Annotated in this window: 18 protein-coding genes and 1 pseudogene; 8 read left to right on the top strand and 11 right to left on the bottom strand. The window is 70.8% G+C overall.

The genetic code is table 11. The annotated features are described in order from the left end of the window. Window positions 1-5: 5 nt before the first annotated feature. Genes G447_RS11425 through G447_RS0108675 form a run of 3 tightly spaced genes read left to right on the top strand, consistent with a single transcriptional unit; the run spans window position 6 to window position 3,618 of the window. Entirely contained in the window at window positions 6-1,430 is a 1,425-nt protein-coding gene (locus G447_RS11425; protein ID WP_051226301.1) for an FtsX-like permease family protein, read from the top strand. Further along, window positions 1,430-2,911, top strand: a complete 1,482-nt coding sequence (locus G447_RS11420) for a sensor histidine kinase (protein WP_051226300.1) — start codon at window positions 1,430-1,432, stop codon at window positions 2,909-2,911. The genes G447_RS11425 and G447_RS11420 overlap by 1 nt, the downstream gene beginning before the upstream one ends. Further along, window positions 2,908-3,618 carry a response regulator transcription factor gene (locus G447_RS0108675; RefSeq protein ID WP_005869536.1) on the top strand — a complete coding sequence of 237 codons (711 nt, stop codon included), beginning with the start codon at window positions 2,908-2,910 and terminating at the stop codon, window positions 3,616-3,618. The genes G447_RS11420 and G447_RS0108675 overlap by 4 nt, the downstream gene beginning before the upstream one ends. Window positions 3,619-3,684: 66 nt before the next feature. Here the strand turns inward: G447_RS0108675 and G447_RS0108670 are convergent, their stop codons facing one another. Next, the gene (locus tag G447_RS0108670; RefSeq protein WP_026430759.1) at window positions 3,685-4,410 is read right to left on the bottom strand and encodes a nitroreductase; all 726 of its coding nucleotides are present in this window, start codon (window positions 4,408-4,410) and stop codon (window positions 3,685-3,687) included. A gap of 256 nt (window positions 4,411-4,666) precedes the next feature. Here G447_RS0108670 and G447_RS0108665 point away from each other — a divergent pair, with 256 nt between their 5' ends. Further along, entirely contained in the window at window positions 4,667-5,599 is a 933-nt protein-coding gene (locus G447_RS0108665; protein ID WP_026430758.1) for a 5'-nucleotidase, read from the top strand. Between the two features lie 469 nt (window positions 5,600-6,068). Here G447_RS0108665 and G447_RS0108660 read toward each other — a convergent pair whose 3' ends face one another. From G447_RS0108660 to G447_RS0108635, 6 genes are all read right to left on the bottom strand, one after another. Then, window positions 6,069-6,923, bottom strand: coding sequence for a hypothetical protein (locus tag G447_RS0108660; protein WP_026430757.1), 855 nt, complete (start codon window positions 6,921-6,923; stop codon window positions 6,069-6,071). 68 nt (window positions 6,924-6,991) lie between these two features. Then, complete coding sequence (locus tag G447_RS0108655; protein ID WP_034476932.1) at window positions 6,992-7,996, bottom strand: AraC family transcriptional regulator; 1,005 nt, start codon at window positions 7,994-7,996, stop codon at window positions 6,992-6,994. Between the two features lie 7 nt (window positions 7,997-8,003). After that, window positions 8,004-8,825 carry an oxidoreductase gene (locus G447_RS0108650; protein WP_026430755.1) on the bottom strand — a complete coding sequence of 274 codons (822 nt, stop codon included), beginning with the start codon at window positions 8,823-8,825 and terminating at the stop codon, window positions 8,004-8,006. Window positions 8,826-9,002: 177 nt separating this feature from the next. Beyond that, window positions 9,003-9,710: an SDR family oxidoreductase gene (locus tag G447_RS0108645; protein WP_026430754.1), complete on the bottom strand. Its 708-nt coding sequence runs from the start codon at window positions 9,708-9,710 to the stop codon at window positions 9,003-9,005. Beyond that, window positions 9,710-11,572 (bottom strand): Na+/H+ antiporter NhaA, encoded by a 1,863-nt coding sequence (gene nhaA, locus G447_RS0108640; protein WP_026430753.1) that lies wholly within the window; start codon window positions 11,570-11,572, stop codon window positions 9,710-9,712. The genes G447_RS0108645 and nhaA overlap by 1 nt, the downstream gene beginning before the upstream one ends. Beyond that, window positions 11,573-12,349, bottom strand: coding sequence for an SDR family oxidoreductase (locus tag G447_RS0108635; protein ID WP_026430752.1), 777 nt, complete (start codon window positions 12,347-12,349; stop codon window positions 11,573-11,575). A gap of 461 nt (window positions 12,350-12,810) precedes the next feature. On the opposite strand from G447_RS0108635, the gene G447_RS0108630 reads away from it, so the two are divergent. Continuing rightward, window positions 12,811-13,644 carry a class I SAM-dependent methyltransferase gene (locus G447_RS0108630; RefSeq protein WP_026430751.1) on the top strand — a complete coding sequence of 278 codons (834 nt, stop codon included), beginning with the start codon at window positions 12,811-12,813 and terminating at the stop codon, window positions 13,642-13,644. A 36-nt stretch (window positions 13,645-13,680) separates the two neighbouring features. Here G447_RS0108630 and arfB read toward each other — a convergent pair whose 3' ends face one another. The 4 genes from arfB to G447_RS0108610 form a co-directional block, all read right to left on the bottom strand. Further along, window positions 13,681-14,121: an alternative ribosome rescue aminoacyl-tRNA hydrolase ArfB gene (gene arfB, locus G447_RS0108625; protein WP_026430750.1), complete on the bottom strand. Its 441-nt coding sequence runs from the start codon at window positions 14,119-14,121 to the stop codon at window positions 13,681-13,683. A 555-nt stretch (window positions 14,122-14,676) separates the two neighbouring features. Further along, entirely contained in the window at window positions 14,677-15,054 is a 378-nt protein-coding gene (locus tag G447_RS0108620) for a hypothetical protein (protein ID WP_005868549.1), read from the bottom strand. Further along, window positions 15,051-15,806, bottom strand: a complete 756-nt coding sequence (locus G447_RS0108615; protein ID WP_131295730.1) for an ATP-binding cassette domain-containing protein — start codon at window positions 15,804-15,806, stop codon at window positions 15,051-15,053. The genes G447_RS0108620 and G447_RS0108615 overlap by 4 nt, the downstream gene beginning before the upstream one ends. A gap of 68 nt (window positions 15,807-15,874) precedes the next feature. Further along, window positions 15,875-16,420 (bottom strand): PadR family transcriptional regulator, encoded by a 546-nt coding sequence (locus G447_RS0108610; protein ID WP_005868552.1) that lies wholly within the window; start codon window positions 16,418-16,420, stop codon window positions 15,875-15,877. A gap of 271 nt (window positions 16,421-16,691) precedes the next feature. Here G447_RS0108610 and G447_RS0108600 point away from each other — a divergent pair, with 271 nt between their 5' ends. The 3 genes and pseudogenes from G447_RS0108600 to G447_RS11790 all read left to right on the top strand — a co-directional run. Further along, window positions 16,692-17,267 (top strand): DapH/DapD/GlmU-related protein, encoded by a 576-nt coding sequence (locus G447_RS0108600; RefSeq protein WP_026430748.1) that lies wholly within the window; start codon window positions 16,692-16,694, stop codon window positions 17,265-17,267. Window positions 17,268-17,599: 332 nt separating this feature from the next. After that, the gene (locus tag G447_RS0108595; RefSeq protein ID WP_081697904.1) at window positions 17,600-18,724 is read left to right on the top strand and encodes a DUF6318 family protein; all 1,125 of its coding nucleotides are present in this window, start codon (window positions 17,600-17,602) and stop codon (window positions 18,722-18,724) included. A 292-nt stretch (window positions 18,725-19,016) separates the two neighbouring features. Then, window positions 19,017-19,271, top strand: a pseudogene (locus tag G447_RS11790) (hypothetical protein); the annotation flags it as partial.

Raw genomic sequence — 19,271 nt, 5'->3', positions numbered from 1 at the left:
GCGCATTGAGGATCCTTGCCAACGACTGGGGCGCCTGGATCCCCCTGGTCGTCGTCATGTCGCTCACGACCGCCCTGGTGGGCGTGTGCGCCAACCAGTTCGTGTGGACGCACTCACCGGAGTTCCTGGCGGCCGCACGGGCGTCCGGCTTGCGCGCGGAGGAGTTCCACATCGTCTCAGTGTCGGTCTACTGCTGCGTCGCACTGGTGGCCGCCTTCTCGCTGACGGTGGTCGGATCGGCCACCGCGGTGCGCTGCGCCCCGGACTTCAGCCGCTGGCGGCTGCTGGGGGCGACGCCCGCACAGGTGGGGGCCACCGCGCTCGCCATGACGGCGGTGGCGTGCGGCGCCGGGGCACTGGCGGGCTCCCTGGCCTCGGTGCCCGCCTCCTTCGCACTGGTCCCCTGGTTCAACGGGCTCGCCGCGCAGGGATTCCCCGGCGGCACCGGGGGCTTCGACCCGCCTTTCAGGGCATCGCCCGGGGCGTGGGCGGCGTCGCTGGCCCTGTCGTGGCTCACGTGCATGCTGGGCTCGCTGGGCCCCTCGCTGCGCGCGGCCCGCATGAGGCCCGTCGATGCGCTCCGCTCCTCGAGCGCCGGAGCCGAGGGCGCGTCCGGCCATCCGGTGGCTGCGGCCGCAGTCGCGGCCCTCGCGCTGCTCTTGCCGGTCGCCGGGACTTGGGACCCGGCGGTCGGTGGAACAGGCGGGGGCGGGGCACTGAGCTCGCTCATGGTGTGGCCGGGCGCCCTCCTGCTGGTCGCGGCCGCCCTGTGGGGCGCACGGGGCGTGGAGGCGGCCATCGCCTGCGCGGCGGCCCTCCCAGCCCTGGCCGGTTCGACGATGGGAGTGCTCGCGGGCAAGGCCCTGCGCGCGCGGGCAAGGCGCAGCGCCGTCGCCACGATCCCCCTCGTGATCGCCGCAGGGGGCGGATCGCTGCTGCTGTGCATGGTCCGCACTTTCGAGCGCGTCATGCGGGCAATGGGCGTCCAGACGGCCTTCAACTACACGGACACCACCGCGCTGGTGGGCCTCGTGGCCCTCTTCTCCCTGGCGACGGCCGCAGCGGTGACCGCGCTCAGCGCGGACGACCAGGGACCGGGGATCACGGCCTTACGAACCCTCGGCGTGCCGCGGCCGCAGGCCACCCGCATGTTGGTCTGGCAGGCGGCCCTCCTGGCGGCGGCCACGGGGCTGCTCTCCCTCGCCCTGGCCCTGGCCGCAGCGGGCATCGGGTTGTTCCTCTCCCTGCGCCTCTTCGCAGTCCCGGCCTTCTGCCCGCCGGTGGATCTGTGCGCCGTATTCGCCGTGGCGTCCTTCCTGGCGGTAGTGTCGATCCTGCGGTGGCGGCTGGCCGGGTGGCTCGGGCGGTGGCCCGCGCTGCGCGGGGACACCGGAGGCGCCAGGTCGGCGGAGCGCAGGAGGAGGAGTTGATGGGCGGCGGCCGCAGTGCGCTGGGCCGCTGGGGCTGGGTCCCAGTGGCGGTCTGCGCGTGCTACGAGGCAGCCGTCCTCGCCTCAGTGCTCGTCCCGGGGTTCCCCTCCGGACCCGCAGTGCCGCAGGGACTGGGCGCCGCTGCCACGGCCCTGGCAGCGGCGGCATCGGCGGGGGGCCTGGCCTGCGTGGCGGTGCGCCGCGCGCGCCCGGCGGCGGCTGCCTTGATCGCAGCGGGCTTGTACGCGGCCTCCACGGCGCATGGGGCCGGCGCGTTCCTGGTGCTCCCCGTGGTGATCGCCCTCTACTCGCTCGGCCGCCACGCCCCCTCGCGCGCGGCGGCACCGGTCGGCGCAGTGTGCGCTGCGGCCACTGGCCTCGGCGGGGCCATGGGGGCCTCCGGGGACCGGGGGGCGGAGGCGCTGGCCTCGTTCACCACTTTCGCGCTGGTCTGCTGCTGCGGCATGGTGCTCCGCGCGCGCGAGCGCGCCCGGGAGGGGCACAGGCGCAGCAGGGAGGCGGCGCTGCGGGCCGCGTCCCTGGAGCAGGAACGGAACCTGGCGCTCGCCCAGTCCCGTGTGGCCGCCGAGCTCCATGATTCCGTGGGCCACGGGCTGACCACGATCATCGTCCTGTCGGAGGGGCTGACCGGGGCAACGGGCGACGCCGAGGTCGACGAGGCGCTGGCGGGCATCAACGCCGCCGCCCGCGAGTGCCTGGAGCAGACCCGGGAGGCGGTGCGGGCACTGGGCCGGGGAGGGGGCGCGCCCGCGGGCCCTGGGCGGCACACGTGGGACGACATCCATTCCGTGATCGCCAGCGCCCGGAGCACGGGAATGGCTGTGGCCTTCCACGAGACCGGGCGCCGTTCACGGGACGCGGGCCAGGCGGACCTCGCCTTCGCCGTGGCGCGCGAGGGCATCACGAACGCCCTCAGGCACGCGCGGGGCGCCTCCGTGATCACCGTGTCATGGGACCACCTGGACGACGGATGGATGGAGGCGTCCGTCCGCGACGACGGACGGAAAGAGGCGCCTGACTTCGGCGCCGGCGGGAGCGCGCCCGGCGACGACAGACAGCACGGAGCACCCGGCGACGGCGCCGGCGGGGGCCCGCCCCTTCCCATCGTCGCGCCGCCCCACTCGGGGCTGTCGATGGTCCGCTCCCGGGTCGTGGAGGCGGGCGGCGCCTGCGAAGCGGGATGGTCCGGGGCGGGCTGGGTACTCCACGCGCGCATCCCGTCGCGGCCGGGGGCACCGGACCGCGACGGGACAGCGGTGGAGGCGGACGCGGGAACAGGCGCCGCGGCAGGAGCGCGCCCGTATGCAGAATCGGGAACGGGTGCCGGAACGAGTGCTGGGAGCGGAGCGGGCGCCACGGTTGGAACGGACGCCGGGGCCGGAACGGGCGCGGAAGCAGGGGCCGGACCGGGCGCGGAAACAGGAACGGACGCCGAAGCTGGAACGGGGGCCGAGCGGTGATCCGGGTGATGGTCGTCGACGACCAGCGCCTGACCCGGCTCGGCATCGCACTCATGCTCAGGCGCGACCCGGACGCGGAGCTGGTGGCCGAGGCGCAGGACGGACAGGAGGCTGTGGACAAGCTCGACACCCTGTCCCTGCGCAACGGGTCCATGCCGGACGTGGTTCTCATGGACGCGCGGATGCCACGGCTGGACGGGATAGACGCGACGCGCCTGGTGACCGCGCGCTACCCGGGGATCCGGGTGCTCGTGCTGACGACGTACGACCAGGACGACTACGCGTTCGGCGCCCTGGCGGCCGGGGCGTCGGGGTTCCTCCTCAAAGACGCGACCGCCCGCCAGCTCTGCGACGCCGTGCACGCGGTCGCCCACGGCGACGCCGTGCTCACCCCCCGCATCACGCGCGAGCTCATCCGCCGCGCGGCGGCCTCCCCGCTCTTCGCAGGTGGTTCGGGGGAAACGGGGGTGGAGGCGGTGTTCAGCGCGCTCACCCCCCGGGAGCGCCAGGTGGCCGCTCTGATCGCCGACGGCATGTCGAACGCGGAGATCGCCGGGCGCCTCGTGATCGAGACCGCGAGCGCGCGCAGGTACGTGAGCAGGATCCTCGCCAAGACGGGCCTGCGCGACCGGGTGCAGATCGCCGTCGCGTGGCACCGGGGCGAAGCCCCTGGCGGTCGGCGCCGGCCCCGCCCAGGCGATCAGTGACCGCCGTCCATTGGGACGGGGGCGACGGCCCGGGCCCGGTGGCGGGACGGGCGCTTTCCTGCGGCGTCAACGCCCCTGGATCAGGGAAACAGGGCGGCGCGGGGCGCGGAAGGCATTGACGGGCGCCTCCTGATCGGCGTAGCCGAGCGCGAAACCGGTGATGAGCGCGTAGTTGCGGGGCACGTCGAACTCTGCGTCGACGGGGCGCCGCCACGCAGCCAGGATCCCCAGGGGGCACGAGTCCACTCCGTGGGCCTTGGCCGATAGCCACAGGGTCTGAAGCATGATGCCCGCATCCAACGCGGAGAAGGGCATCAACCCCTTGTGGACGAAGGCGAAACCGATGACGGGGGCGTCAAAGGCGACCGCATTGCGCCGGTTGGCGCGGTCGCGGCCCTCGTGGTCGTGGCGCTCCACCCCGTAGGCGCCGTACAGCAGGCGCGCCACCTCGATCTGGTGGGGGCGCAGGTCCTCGGGGTAGTGCTTCCACACCTTGTAGTCGCCGTCGGGGGCGTGGCCGGAGAGGACGAGTTTCGCGGCGGCGAGTGGTTTGCGGTGCTGGACGTCCAGGGTCCGGTCGAACTCCTCCGTGTAGGCGGCGCGGAGCCGGTCGGCCCGCTCGCCGGTGGCCAGGGCGAGGGCGAAGGGGCGCGTGTTCGACCAGCTGGGCGCGGCCGAGGCATCGGCCAGTATCGCGTCCAGGACATCGGAGGGGACGGGGCCGGGCTTGAACGCGCGGACGGAGTGGCGCGCGGCGGCGAGCGAGGAGAATGTTCCTGCCAGATTCGTCATGCCCCCATGGTCGCACGGCGGGACGCGGGTGGCAGCCAGGCGGAGAGCCGCCGTGCCGACGCGCACGGCGGACGCCAGCCGTACGGTCCGCACACGGGGATCAGGCCGCACCGGGCAACGCGGGCAGCGCCCGGAAACGCGGGTCCAGGAACGCGGTCCGCGCCCGGCGGAGGGGGCAAGGCGGCGCAGGCGCGCACCGGCACCGCTACCCTTGTCCGCAAGGGCGCGGAGCCCGTAGTGAGAGAAAGGAGGCGCGATGCCCGGGAAGCTGGATCTGGAGCGCGCCCTCGTCATCGGGGTCGCCTCCAGCGCGCTCTTCGACTTGGGGGCGTCGGACGCGGTGTTCCGCCAGGAAGGCGAGCAGAAGTACCGCGAATACCAGCGCGATCACATCGACGACGCGCTGGGACCGGGGGTGGCCTTCCCCTTCATCCGGCGCCTCCTGGCCCTCAACGACCTGTCCGAGGACGAGCGCCTGGTCGAGGTGGTCGTCCTGTCGCGCAACGACCCGGAGACGGGGCTGCGCGTCATGCGCTCAGTCGAACACCACGGCTTGGACATCACGCGCGCGATCTTCATGCAGGGCCACGCTCCCTACCGTTTCATGGAACCGCTGCGCATGTCCCTGTTCCTGTCGGCCAACGAGGCCGACGTGCGCAAGGCGATCCGCATGGGGTTCGCGGCTGGCCGCGTCGTGGGGCGCGCAGTGGACGACGACGGGGGCACCGATCTACGCATCGCCTTCGACTTCGACGGCGTTCTGGCCGACGACTCCTCCGAGAGGATCTACCAGGAGGGGACGCTGGAGGCGTACCAGGAGAACGAGAGCGCCCTGGCCGACGTGCCCCTCCCCAAGGGGCCGCTGGCGACCTTCCTGGAGAAGATCAACCACATCCAGCGGATCGAGGACGCCAAGCGCGACGCCGATCCTGACGGCTACGAGCGCAGGGTCCGCGTCGCCGTCGTGACGGCGCGCAGCGCTCCCGCGCACGAGCGCGCGATCAACTCGATCCGTGGGTGGGGACTGCGCGTCAACGACGCGTTCTTCCTGGGCGGAATCGACAAGGGGCCCGTCTTGGGGACTCTGCGGCCGCACATCTTCTTCGACGACCAGCGCCGCCACGTGGACACGGCCTCGCGCTCGACGCCCAGTGTCCACATCCCATTCGGGGAGCTCAACGAGGCGTAGGCCCCTTCCTGCTCCGCGGCCTCCTCACGCCCCACCCGAAGGGCGCGTTCAGGAGCTCGACGCTGGTAAGACGCTGGTCAGGCACCCGAATCGCAGGGCCGCCCGCGGTTGTGGTCCAAAATGCGTCTGAGTCTCGAGTGGGAACGGAGACCCGACAGTCGAGTGGTCCAAAATGCGTCTGAGTCTCCGGCGAAACGGCCAAATTCACCGAATCCGGGTTAGCCCAGACGCATTTTGGACCAACAGACGTCGGCACCGGCAGAACGCAGCGAAGCCCAGACGCATTTTGGACCAGTCCGGAGCGCACGGGCGCCACCAGAGTGAACAGCGCGCCCCGCGCAGGACTTCGGTGCCCGGCCACCCGTCACGGGCCACCAGCGCCACGATTCGGTTCTTGGATGGAACCGACGGTATCCGGCGCCGACCACGCAACGGTGCTGGATAGAGCGCATCACATCCGCAGTGCCCCTCACCGCCAGTACATCGGCTGGCCGACCGCCAGGGCGGCGTCGATCCCCTCCATGAGGCGCTTCCCAGCCCAGTACTCGCCGTCGTCCAAGAAAGGGGCGGTGCGGGCCTCGACGCGGCACTCGACGCGGTCCCGCTGGCCGTGGACGAGCGGCGAGGGCAGGTGGACAGTGCCGCGCCGGTCGAGGAACTCGATGCGCACAGGGCGCTCGTCCGACTGGTCGGAGGGCTCCTCCCAGACCTGGACGAAGCGGCGGGTCGCGATCCCCGTTCCCCCGTCCTCGATGAACACGACGGCATCGGAGTCCATCAGGACCCCCACGTCCGCGCCCTCCGGGGTGCGGTAGGAGCGCCACCACGAGATGTCGGCATCGACGCAGTAGAACAGGGGGTCGTCGTACCCGTCGGCCACGAGCGCCCACGCCTGCGCCTCCACCACCCGCGCGTAGAAGTCCTCCAGCTCTGCCCTCACCGCGGGCATCCGGTCGACGGCCAGGCACCCCTCGTTGTCCGACGGCAGCAGCGCGTCCAGGTGCGGGTACCGGGCGCGCCCGCCCAGCAGGCCCACCAGCGAGCGGAACTCCCTCACCATCGCCCAGTTGCCGATCTGTTCGGCCCACGCGTACCCCCACTTGTGGGCGCACGGCGCCTTCGCCCACTCGTTGAAGCGGCGGAGCGCGTCTTGGGCGCCGGGGCTGAAGGAGGCCGCGGTCTGGTCGTCCAACCCCTCCTCCTCGAAAGCCCTGACGGCAAGTTCGCCGTAAGAGGTGCGCACCAGTTCGCCGATACCGGCGGGCGGGTCCGCGAGCAGCCCGTCCTCGAAGCACCGGCACGGAACCACGGCGTCCAGACCCATGGCGTTCCCCTTTCAGCGACGTCGCCCCCAAGCCTACAGATCCGGCTCCGGCCGCGCGGCGCAGCCCATCACGCGGGAGCCCCGCTGCCGTGCGCTGCCCGCCATTGCCCCACACCGGTGCCCGTCCACGTCCGGAAAGCACGGAGGAAGGAGTTCGTCTCCAGGTACCCCAGCAGGTAGGCGACCTCCCGGACCCCCATCTCCGCGTGCGAGAGGTAGCCGAGCGCCAGGTCGTGGCGGAGCGAGGCGAGTTCCTTCGAGAAGGTGGTTCCCTCCTGGCCGAGTCGGCGCTGCAGGGTGCGGCGGCTGACGCCGAGGCGGCGGGCGGCGTCGCCAGCGGCGCACCTGCCCGAGGGCAGCAGCTCGACGAGGCAGGCGCGGACCCTCTGCGCCATCGACGCGCCCAAGTGCAAGTCGGCGAGGCGGCGGCTGAGTTCGGGTTCGAGGTACTCCCACATGCTCCGGTGGGAGGTGGTGAAGGGGAGAGTGGCGTCGGCCGCGCGCAGCACCAGGCGGTCGACGGCCCCGGCCCGGAGGGGGCATCCGAGGTACTCCTCCATTTCCGCCAGGTCCTCGCCTTGAGGGGGCTCCACCATCGTGGCGGCCAGCGCGTTGACGGGCTCCCCGGTCGCCGAGCGGATGATTCCCAGCAGGAAGGCGGTCTCGACGAGCACCTGGAAGGCGGGCACCGGGGACGCGTCCCCCTCCGCTGTTATGACGACGCCCACTGCCGACGCCTCCCGCTCCACCGTGAACCGCACCGGTCCGATGAGCGGTTTGTACCGGGCCAGCCGCTCAAGGCACTGCAGCGCGTCGTCGGCGCAGTAGGCCGCGAGGACCGGCGGTGAGAAGCGTTCGACCCCCTTCCCCGTCGCCAGCGCTATCGCGCCTTTCGCGCCGCCGGCGAGGCGGCTGAGCGCTTCGATGAGGGCGTTGTGCTGGGCGGGCGCGAGCACCGGCCTGGGGCCGACGAGGGCGTCGCCGGGCAGGCCCGCCGCCCGGAGCAGGCGCGACGGGTCGATGCCCGCGTTGCGCAGCAGGCGGGTGTACTGCCCGTCGAGCACGTAGTCCATCGCCGCCCTAGCTGGTGCGCTTCACGATCCAGTCGAAGGCGCGCGCGGGCAGGAGCGCCCGCAGCGCCACCACGGGTTTGGCGCCGAATCCGATGAGGTAGCGCGTCCTGGGCCTGGGCGCGCTGATCGCCCTCTCCATCGCGCGGACGACCACGTGCGGGGCCGAGATCACCGGGGAGGAGTAGAGGCGGCGCATGACGGCGGCGGTCCTGGCGGCCCGGGCCTCGTAAGCGCCGCCTTTCGACGATTCTTCGAGGTGGTCGGCGGCGATGGCGCCCCACTGCGTTCTGATGGCGCCCGGCTCGATGAGGACGACGCGGATGCCGAAGTCCGCCAATTCCACGCGCAGCGCGTCCGAGAGGGCCTCCAGGGCGTACTTGGTGGCGTGGTACCACGCCCCCATGCGGGAGACGACGAGGCGGCCGCCCATTGAGGAGACGTTGATGATCGTGCCCGAGCGCCGCTCGCGCATGCCGGGCGCGACCGCCTTCACGAGGGCGGCGGCCCCGAACACGTTCACCTCGAACTGCCGGCGCGCCTCGGCCAGCGCGACGTCCTCGACGGCGCCGTAGGAACCGTATCCGGCGTTGTTGACGAGCACGTCGACGCGCCCCTGCTCGGCGAGGACGCGGCCGACGGCGGCGCGGCAGGCGCCCTCGTCGGTGATGTCGAGTTCCACGGGCCGCACCCCGTCCGCCACGAGCGCCTCGATCCTCCCCAACCGGCGGGCGGCCCCGTAGACGATGTGGCCTTTGCGCGCCAGGGTGCGGGCGGCGGCGCGCCCTATTCCTGACGACGCACCAGTGATGAGGATGACTCGGGGTTCCACGTTGGCCTCCGTTCACGTTCGCGGGACCGGTCCGGCCCCTTCCGCGCTCGTGTATTCAGCCTAGACGGCGCGGGGCGCCCCATCGCGGGCAGAACGCGCCATTTCGCTATCAATCCGCGCCAAGGGGCTCCGGTCGGCCCCGCGCGGCCCCGAAGCGGGACCCGTGGAAGCGCGGGGCTACGCCCAGCCCTGCAATGTGGGCACCAGGACGATGTCGTGGGTGCTGACGTGGGCGGGCTGGTCGAGCTCGTGCATGATCACCGCTGACACGTCCTCGGGGGTCAGCGGAGTGTCCGCGAAGGGGCTCTCCAGGACCGTGGGCTTGATCGCCTCGATCGCCCGGGTCCGCACGTAGCCCAGGTGGATGGAGCGCACCCGCACGTTCTCGTGGCGCAGCTCCACGCGCAGCTGCTCGCCGAAACTGTTGCGGGCCGCCGACCCGGCCCCGTACACGACGGCGTTCTTGAAGGCGGTGTCGCCGGCGATCGAGCCGATGACCACGATGTCTGCGACGCCGTAGTCCCGCCCTGTCTGGATGAGGGCTGGCAGCATCACCCTGGTGGGCACCACCACGGAGAGCACGTCGTTGGACAGGTGCTCACTCCACTCGTGGGCGGGCCTGTCCCCCAGGGCGCCGTTGGCAGCGCGGCCCGCAGCCACCACGAGCGCGTCGATGCGGTCCTCGGACTTGGCGAGCGAACCCAGGGCCTCCTCGACCTGGCGGGCACTGGACAGGTCGACGCGGACGAAGCGGGCGTCGACGGTGCCCGACGGGGGGACCCGGTCGACGATGACCGCCTCGTCGCCCTGCGCGGCAGCCGCCCGTGCGACGGCCAGGCCGATGCCGTGCGCCCCTCCGGCGATCACGATCGTTCTCTTGCTCATCAGTCATGCTCCCCTGCGGTACGCGCTGCTGTTCTGGGATCGAGCGCGGCCCTGGCCGCTTCGAGGGCCTCGATCAGTGCCTCGGGCGTGTGCTCGCCCTGGTAGAGTTCCTCGCCGATGAAGAAGGCGGGCGCGCGGGTCAGGCCCATGCTCGCGGCATCGTCGGCGTCGTCGTGGACGCGCCCGATGTGCGGGCGCTGCAGCATCTGCGCGTCGAGGCGCGCCAGGTTCGCGCCCATCTCCACCGCTGCCCGGCGCAGCACGTCCCGGTCGAGGTCCGCCTCGTCGCACAGGCGCGCCACTTCCACGCGCACCGGTTCGAAGAGGTCGGGACTCTGGGAGGCCACCGCTTCGAGCATCTCGGCGGCCTGCTCGGCCCCCGGGTCGCCCAGGGGGTTGTGGCGGAAGACCAGGCGCAGGTCGTTGTCGAAGTGGTCGCGCACCTCGCGGAGCAGTTCGACGGTGGCGCCGTCCTCGAGGCAGCCCAGTTGCCCGTACTGGACCAGGGTGAGGGCCGAGGCGGGGTTCCCGGCGATGTGGTCGCGCCGGGGGTCCACCGGCCTCGTGAGGCGGGTCCGGGCGGGCGCTCGCCGGGCGTCGAGGAAGGCGGTGAGGGCGAGCACGAGGGCGCCGAGGAGGGCCGCGAGGAGGGAGGCGGCGAGCACCCCGATACGGGCGTCCGCCTGCGCCGCGCCGTCCTCGATGGCCAGGTCGATGATGAACAGCGAGATCGTGAAGCCGATGCCCGTGAGCATCGCGCCGCCGTTGATGTGGCGCAGACCCAGGCCGGGAGCGAGTTCGCCGATCCTGGTCTTGGAGGCCAGGACCGACGCCCCGAGGGCTCCGACGTATTTGCCTGCGACGAGGCCGGCGACGATGCCCCACGTCAGCGGCGAGTGGAGGGCGTGGACCAATGTGTCCCGTGAGATGGCGACCCCCGCGTTCGACAGCGCGAACACAGGGACTACGAAGAGACTGACGATGGGGGCCATGCTCAGCTGGTGGCGCTCGTTGATGGAGACCGCCCGCAGGATCCCGTACACCGCGTTCCTACCGGTCAGGGCCGTGGGGGCGCGGCGGAACCGCTGGGTGAGTTCCTCCGCCGTGAGCAGCGCGGAGCGCTCGGGCGGGAAGACGGGCATGAGCAGCCCCAGGACGACACCCGCGATGGTCGCGTGCACCCCAGAGGCCAGGAAGAGCAGCCACAGCAGCGCCCCGAAGACGATGTACACGGAGGCGCGGCACACGCGGGCCCGCTGGACGGCGTAGAGCGCGGAGGCGACCAGCAGGGCGCCCGCCAAGGGGACCAGGCGGACGGTGTCGGTGTACACAGTCGCGATGACCGCGAGCGCGCCCACGTCGTCGACGACCGCCAGCGTCACCAGGAAGGAGCGCAGCTGAACGGGGAGCCGTTTGCCGAACGCCGCCAGGATCCCCACCACGAATGCGGTGTCCGTGGAGATCACGATGCCCCAGGCGCCCGCGTGGGGGCCGCCCGCATTGATGACCCCGAACACGACGGCGGGGACGACCAGGCCGCAGACCGCCGCCAGCACGGGCACGCAGGCGCGGCGCCATTCCCGCAGCTCGCCCATCACGAAGTCGTGTTTGACCTCCAGGCTGACCAGCAGGAAGAACATCATCATCAGGCCGTCGTTGATCCAGTGCCGCAAGGACATGTCGATGCCCCAAGGGCCCAGGTGGACTGACAGGCGCGCGTTCCAGAACGCCTCGTAGCCCAGGGCGCCCGCGTTCGCCCAGACCAGGGCGACGGCGGCGGCCGCGAGCAGCAGCAGCGCCCCGGACGCCTCGCGCGCCGCGAACGCCTTGAGAGCGTCGCGGACTGTGCTGATCCGCCTCATTCAATGGCTCCTCGTCGGTTGAACCACCGCGTTGGCGAAGTTGACGTGCGCGGGCAGCGACACCATGAAGGCGACCTCACTGGCCAGGTGCTGCGTGCCGATCGGCTCGATGTACTCGATGTCGTCGGGCAGGATGTCATGGTGGGCGCTGGTGGACCGGTCCGCGCCCAGGTTGCCGTGGGTGAAGAAACTGCCCGCCGTGTACAGGGACTCGATGTGGTGCACGCGCACTCCCCGGGGGCCGTACTCGGCGCGCAAGTGCTTGGAGAACTGCGACAGGGCGGCGCCGAAGGAGGAGAACACCGAGTACGCCTGCTGGCGCTCGTGGGCGGGCGCGGTGGCGAAGGTGACGATGTCGGCGCACTCCCCCGCCTCGCCCGCGGCCAGCACGTCGTGGGCGAAGATCTGAACGGCCTGCAGGGTCCCGCGCACGTTGGTGTTGAGCATGAGGTTCCAGTCGGCGGGGACGGCGTCCTCGAAGAGGGCGGCGCGGCGCACCCCGGCGGCGGTCACCACCAGGTCGGGGACGCCCAGCTCCCGGTGCACGCGCTCCCTGGCCTCCACAAGCTCGTAGGCGCTGGACACGTCGGCGGGGCACACGACCACCCGCGCGTCGTCGGGGAGCCTGCCCCGCAGGCGCTCGAGGCGGCGGCGGCCCCTCGCGATGATGGCAACGCCCGCGCCACCCTCGACCAGGGCGCGCACCACCGCGGATCCGATGGCGCCGGTGGCACCGGTGACCACCGCGATGCGCCCCTTGAGGTCATATCGTGTCATGGGATCAGTTCCTCGATTCAGTCCTGCCCGTCCCGCGCCGCACTTGGGTGTCGGTCCTGACCGCGGGGCCGGTGGTGGCGGGCCCGAACCCGGGAACCTTCCGCCGTACCGCTCAAGGATACGCGAACGCACGGCGCCCCGGGTACGGGTTCGCGGTTAATCCTGTTCACAACGCGGACCGAGCGGTAACAGGGCGTGAGGGAGCCGGTCAGGGACCGCGCCGCGCGGAGGGGAACCCGGGGGCCGATGCTCCCGACCGTCCCCCAAGCGGCGCCGGGGGCGCGGTGGGGGGGCAGCCGACTCTGATCGAGGCGGGGAGGGCGTCCGCGCACATGGCGGACCAGTCCCAACGCGGTGCGCGGCCCCGGTTCCGCCCGGGCCCCTGCGGTGAGCAGCTATCATAGTGGGAGCTGGGCGGTGCTGCCCGGCCTCGGAAGACAATAGCCAAGGGGCATCGAACAATGCCGAAACGAAACAGCGGCCGTGTAGTCGTGTTCGACCACGATTCCAGGGAGTACTGGAACAAGCGGGCCGCGACGTTCACCCGCACAGCCACCAGGGCCTACGAGCACTGGCTCATGAAACTCCTCGCGCTCGACCCATTGGACACGGTGCTGGACATGGGCTGCGCGACCGGAACGCTGGCCATCCTCCTGGCGAAACGTGGGCACCACGTGCACGCCTGCGATTTCGCCGAGGCGATGCTCGCCGTCCTCACCAAGCGCGCCACCCGGGACAGGCTCCCCATCACCGCGCACCTGCTGGCGTGGGACGACGACTGGGAGGGGGCGGGCCTGGGCGCCGACAGCGTGGACGTCGCCTTCGCCTCGCGGTCGCTGGTGGCCGACGACGTGCGCGCGCACATCGGCAAGCTGGACTCGGCGGCCCGCACGAAGGCGGCGGTCACCGTCTCCGCCAGCCCCCTGCCCTCCTACGAGCCCCGCCTGCTCACCCACCTGGGGCGAGTCGCGAAGCGGCCCCACGCCGTCCGGGACGTCAAGCGGGCGCTGTCGGGCATGGGCAGGGTCCCGTTCTGCGCGAGCACGACGACGTTCCGCCCGATGCGCTTCGCTTCTTTCGATGAGGCGCGGGCCGACCTGCGGCGCCTGGCGGGCCCAGAGCCTTTCACCGCGCGGGAGCAGAAGCTCTTCGACGCCTACGCCTCGGATCACTTCACATGCGTGCCGCGTCCGAACCCGACTGGGGACCGCTCCGGGCACTGGACGCTGGACTACACGCTGCCCGTCACCTGGACGTTCATCGGCTGGCGCACGGATGGGAGCGAATGGGAGTAGGCGGGGCCGGGGCGCTGCGGGACGAGGCCGGGCGCCTCATTCGGCACTGGGGCGGCGTCGGCGCGCTTTGACCTCGGAGCGCTTCCTCTTGTCCGCCAGGCGGCGGAGCTTGGACCCGCGGGTCGGCTTCGTGGGCCGCCGGGGCCGGAGCGGGGCGAGCGAGCCGCGCAGGAGGGCGGCCAGCCGCTCGCGCGCGGCCGCGCGGTTGCGCCGCTGGGAGCGGTGCTCGGCGGCCACGACCGTCAGGACGGTGCCCGACAGGCGCTCGCCCAGGCGGGCCAGTGCCCTTTCGCGCTGCTCCTGGTCGAGGGCGGTTGTCGTGGCCAGGTCCAGGCTGAGTTGCACGCGCGAGTCCGCGGTGTTCACTCCCTGGCCGCCGGGGCCCGAGGCGTGGGAGAAGCGCTCCCCCAGCTCGCCCGCGGGCACGACCAGCCCCCGTGGGCAGCCGGGGCCGGGCGGGATGCGCAGGTCGTCCATGCCACCAGTGTGCCACCAACCGCCCCCGGCGCTTCGATCCCAGGTACGGGGCATCGAGCCAGGCGATCGGTTCTGGCATGTCGCTCCATTGAGCCGCGCTCCGCGCATCCGCGCCCTCAGCCAGACTCTTCCACCGACGATCCGCACGGCGCACCGCCTGGTCGGTGGCATCGATGAGCTCCGAGGGCACTTGCCCGCCCTTCTTGTGCTCCCCCATTGCCAGGCCCTTTTCAACTTCCTCACTACCCTCTCAGCACTCCCCGGCAACGACTTCTCGCGGAGGTGCAGGAGGAGCCAGTATTTCGATGCACGGGTGGGAGATCGCCGCATAATGCTTCTCCGAATCGCCGAGTCATTTCTCCAGCTCCGCTCTGTGCGGAGCACTTTCATCTCTGTCGCAGACGATCCACGCCCCAGCTACGCCAGACGGCGCTTCGTCCTTCTCCTCGTGCCGTATTGAATCCACCAGTTCGGTCAATGACGAGCAGTTCCTCGATGAGACAGATTTGAAGGCGACGCCTTCATACCGGTTCAACGCACCGATCGGGGAGATCTTCAGCCCAGGGCGATGACGAGCGTTGCTGCTGCCAGTAGGAGGCTGGTCGGTGCCATCGTCCAGCGTTCGGCGGGGCTGCGCGAGAGCGCGTTGAGCGCCACGCTCGCGGCGAAGAACGCGAACACCACCCAGGTCAAGACGATCACCGCTGTACTGCCTCCGGCCGGGAGAACGCCCGCACGGCTGAGCAGCAGGGCCGCCAACCCCGCGTACACCAGCACCGACGCCGCACTGGCGACGCGGAGCCCGCGCGGCAGAACGCGGTGCTGGCCGCCCCACCCGAAACGACCTAGGGGAAGGCCCGACGCGGCGAGGATCTGCAGGACGGCGAGCGCCGCCAGCAGCGCGAGCGCGACGACAAGAGCGATGGCGGTCATGCGGTCTCCTCTCGTCGAGCCACTGCATTGCGAGCACATGCGCGCAGATGCCGTGGCCCAGGGTCGCCCGCCGGTAGCGGTAGGCCTGCTGGACGTCGTCCGAGAACTCTGTAGCATCGAGTTCCGCTGCCAACGAGGCGAGCCGATCGGCATCCGCCGCGATCCTCCCGCGCGGCACCGCGACGCACGCACGCACGCCGGTCGGCTGCGGGAAGCCGTCCGAGCAAGCAGACCTTCGCGAGCATCGTCGGCTCGGCATCGGAGGCGGTGACCGGCGCGCGCTTCCACTCGCGCCACGCCTGCTGGCCGGCATCGTTGACGACGTAGAGCTTCTTGCGCCGACGGGAGTCGTCGGCGTCGAGGATCGTCACCCACCCATGCGACTCCAGCTGCCCGAGCGCGCGCTGGATACTCCCGAAACTGGCGGTGTAGAACAGCGTGATGCCCGCAGCGAACTGTTTGCGCATGTCGTAGAGCGAGAGCGGCCCATCCAGCAGGGTGCCGAGGATCAAGAACCGCATGAGGTCGCTGAACGGATTCAGCCCCAAGACCCGGGCGCTGGCCTGGGTGGGTCGGCGGAGACCTGCCAGCGTCTCCACGGTCGTGGTCTTACCGGCACCGTTCGTGCCCAGCAGACTGAAGACCTCCCCCGCGCGGAGCTGCAGGTCGATGCCGTCGACCGCCGTCTTGCTCCTGTACCGCTTGACCAGGTGCCGGGCATCGACAGCCAGGGGCGGAGTCGCGGTACCCATCATCCGCTCCTCAGATCGTGGGCCTTGCTCAGCCGGGTACGTGCCGGTAGGGCTCTTCCTGGTCACGGTCACTCCTGAGAGTTCTCGGTCGGCTCGGCGAGTCCGAGCAGGCTGGCGCGCGTCTCGCGCAGCCACTCCCGTTCGGCCTCGGCGTGGACCAGGCCATTGCGCAGGGTCGCCGTCTGCAACAGCCCCATCAGGTCATCGGAGCTGGTCGAGAGCGAGGACAACGTGGTCGACGCCTCGTTCATCTGACGTTCCCGCTCATCAAGCATCCTCTCCACCCCTTCCCGGCCGATCAGGGCGGCAAAGAACAGCCGGGCGAGGAACGGCTCCTTGGGAAGGTCCTCCTCCACCGGAGACGACAGCCAGTCCGTCAGCTCCGCGCGCCCGGCGTCGGTCAGGGAGTGCACCTTGCGGTCGGGCTTGCCATCCTGTCGCACCACCTCTGTCGTGATCGCCCCCGCCCCGCTCAGCCGGTCCAGCGTCCGATAGATCTGCGACCGGTCGGCGTGCCAGAAGTGCGCCACCGAACCTGCGAACGCACGTGCCAGGTCGTAACCGCTCGCGGAACGGATCGACAGCAGCCCGAGGATCGCGTGCTTCAACTCCATGCCACATAGTCTACCACACATCTAGATGACTATGCACCTATGAGTTTGGAATCTACAAGCACGCTGGTGCTGTGGCCACCTGTCCAGGGACGGCCAGCCATAGCGTGGGCCGCGGTCTTGAGTCAGGGCGCACGAGGATTGGAGTTGGCGGTGACGTTCCTCGACAGCGCGGCCGGTGGCATCGCGCTGCGTCTGCTCGATGGCACGGGCCTGCTTGATGCGTCGAAGCGCCTCAGTGGGGGCGAGTGCGCGTAACGCCTACACTGCCCGCATGGACGTGAACGAGTTCCGCCAGCGCATCGCGCGCGGCGAGCAGATGACCGCCACGAACGACCTCGGGGCGTTCATGCACGAGCGCGCCGTCGAAGTGCGGCGCGCCTGCCGCATCATCAACGCCCAGCCCCTGGACGACGACACTCTGCGCGAGCGCATCGGGGCGCTGCTCGGGGAGCCGATCGACCCGACGACGACCATCCTGTCCCCCGTCGTCTTCGACGCCGGTCTGAACGTCCGTTTCGGAGCGCGCGTCTTCGTCAACGCCGACTGCAAGTTCCAGGACCAGGGCGGCATCTGGATCGGCGATGGCGCCCTGATCGGGCACAACTGCGTGTTCGCTACGCTCGACCACGACGAGGACCCCGCCCGCCGCAGCACGCTCCACCCGCGCCCGATCGTCCTGGAGGAGAACGTGTGGATCGGGTCGAACGCGACCATCCTGGGGGGCGTGAGGATCGGCGCGGGAGCCATAGTCGCAGCCGGGGCCGTGGTCACCCGCGATGTCGCGCCGATGACGATCGTCGGCGGCGTTCCGGCGCGTTTCATCCGCGAGGTGCGCACCGAGGCGTGAGCCGCGGTCCTGCGGTCCACTTCGACGGTCCGCCGATGCGGGGCGCACCCCCTCCCCCTCGGTTACGCACACAAGGACGGTGTTTTCGCAACACGTGATCGCACACAAGGGCTTGATTCCGCCGTTGTGTGCGACTAGGTGTTGCGTAATCCGGGCCCTTGTGTGCGGTCCTGGCAGGAATCGGGCAACCAGTGGGCGCGGACGACCAGGACGTTCATCCACAAGTTCGATCAAGGGCTAGCGCCGGGCACGCACAGAGCGTTACCATCAAGAAGGTAGCAGTGAAGCGGGCCACTACCATGGTCCGGACCTGGCACGAGGACGTGGTACCAGTGAGAGCAGATGATGCCGCCCTGTCCGATGGTGGGCGCGGGCGGGCTGACGAGGCGGGCGCCGCCGAAGCGGTTGCCAGTTCTTCCGTGTCCGGACGCGAGAACACCACCGCCGCACCGGGCGGTACGCCAAGCATCAGGAGGGGCAGCGGTCTGCCCAACGGCGGCGCCTCCACCGACGGTCCGTCGGCTGACGGTCCCGCTCGCGTCCTGTCTGACGACGGTCGCATCGACGGCCTCACCGACAATCTGCCTGCTGGGGGTCCCACTAGCGGCCTGCCCAACGGCGGTCCTGTCGACGGTCCCGTCGGTGACCAGTCGGCTGACGGCCCCGCCAGCGGCCTGCCCGACGGTGGTCCTGTCGATGACTTGCCCGATGATGGTGGTGGTGGGATGTCGCCTGTGGTGCGTGAGTACGTGGAGGGGTTGCGTCGTGAGGCTTTGGCTCGGGACGCGCAGTTGCGGGCGCAAGGCATCGACCCGTACACGGGGGTTGCCGAGGTTAAGGGGCCGCGCCGGCGGTTGGGCGCGCGGGCGTTGGTGGTGTTGGTTGTCCTGGTGGCGGCTGTGTCGGTGGGGGCGTATGTGGTGTTCTTCCGTGGTGAGCCGGATTATGGGATGAGCCATGGCTACCAGGTCCAGTCCGATGGGAGTTTGAAGCGCCCGCCTGTCACCGACAAGGCGCCAGCCCAGCCCGCGCAGATGAGCAAAGGGGACGAGGCGGGCGCGAAAGCCGCAGCACGCTACTACCTCAAGGCCCGGGCCTACGCGTGGAACACGGGGGACACCGGGCCCTTGAAGTCCATCAGTGAAGAGAGCTGCATGTACTGCCAGAACGCGATCACCCATGTTGAGGAGTTCTACGCCCACGGCTACTGGGGGACGGGCGGGTACAACGATGTCACGGAAACGCAGATCGTCAGGAGTTTGGACGAGAACGAGTTCGGACCCGGCGCCTATGCGATCCAGCTTCGTTTCGACGAGCACATGCCCAAGGGCTACACGAGCAACGGTTATGTGGACGCCACAGTCCGCGACATCATTATCAAACTGCATGTGCACTGGGACGGGAGTGCCTGGCGGGTCATGGAAGGGACGGCAGAGAATGCTGAAGATGTCAAGTGAGGCGCGGGGGCGTGCTGGCAGCGCCTTCGCAGTGATGGTCCTGGCCCTCACACTGTTCGCCCCGCCCGCAGTAGCGGAGGACCCAGACTTCTCCATGAAGGATTCGAGCGACGATAGAGTGAGTGGTCCGGCTATTACTGTCGAGGCGACTCAGAGGTCGACTACTGCTCATGGTGGTCCGCCGTCGTCGTCGGTTGTGGGTGGTTCTGCTGCTGGTGGGGGTTCCGCGGATGGCGTTCCTGCTGCGTCTGGGGCGCCCGCGGCTCCTGGGGGTTCTTCTCGGGGTGGGCCTGTGACGGGGGGTCCGTTGGAGATGGTGTGCACGGGTGAGCGGGAGGGGATTCCGGGGTCGGCGGCCAGGCCGGGGGATGCGGGCGCGGTCTCCTCGCACTGCCAGTACGTGGCCGGCACACCCACCCCCACACCCGCCGGGGACGAAGGGGAGCCCGCAGACGACAGCAGCGGTGAGGGGGAGGCGCCCAGTGTGGAGACGATCGTGCGCACCGCCCTGTCGCGGGTGGCGGTGTCGGGCGCGGGATTGTCGTGG

The organism is Schaalia georgiae DSM 6843 (assembly GCF_000429245.1).
Classification (GTDB): Bacteria; Actinomycetota; Actinomycetes; order Actinomycetales; family Actinomycetaceae; genus Pauljensenia; species Pauljensenia georgiae.
This window is presented reverse-complemented; position numbering and strand designations above follow the sequence as displayed.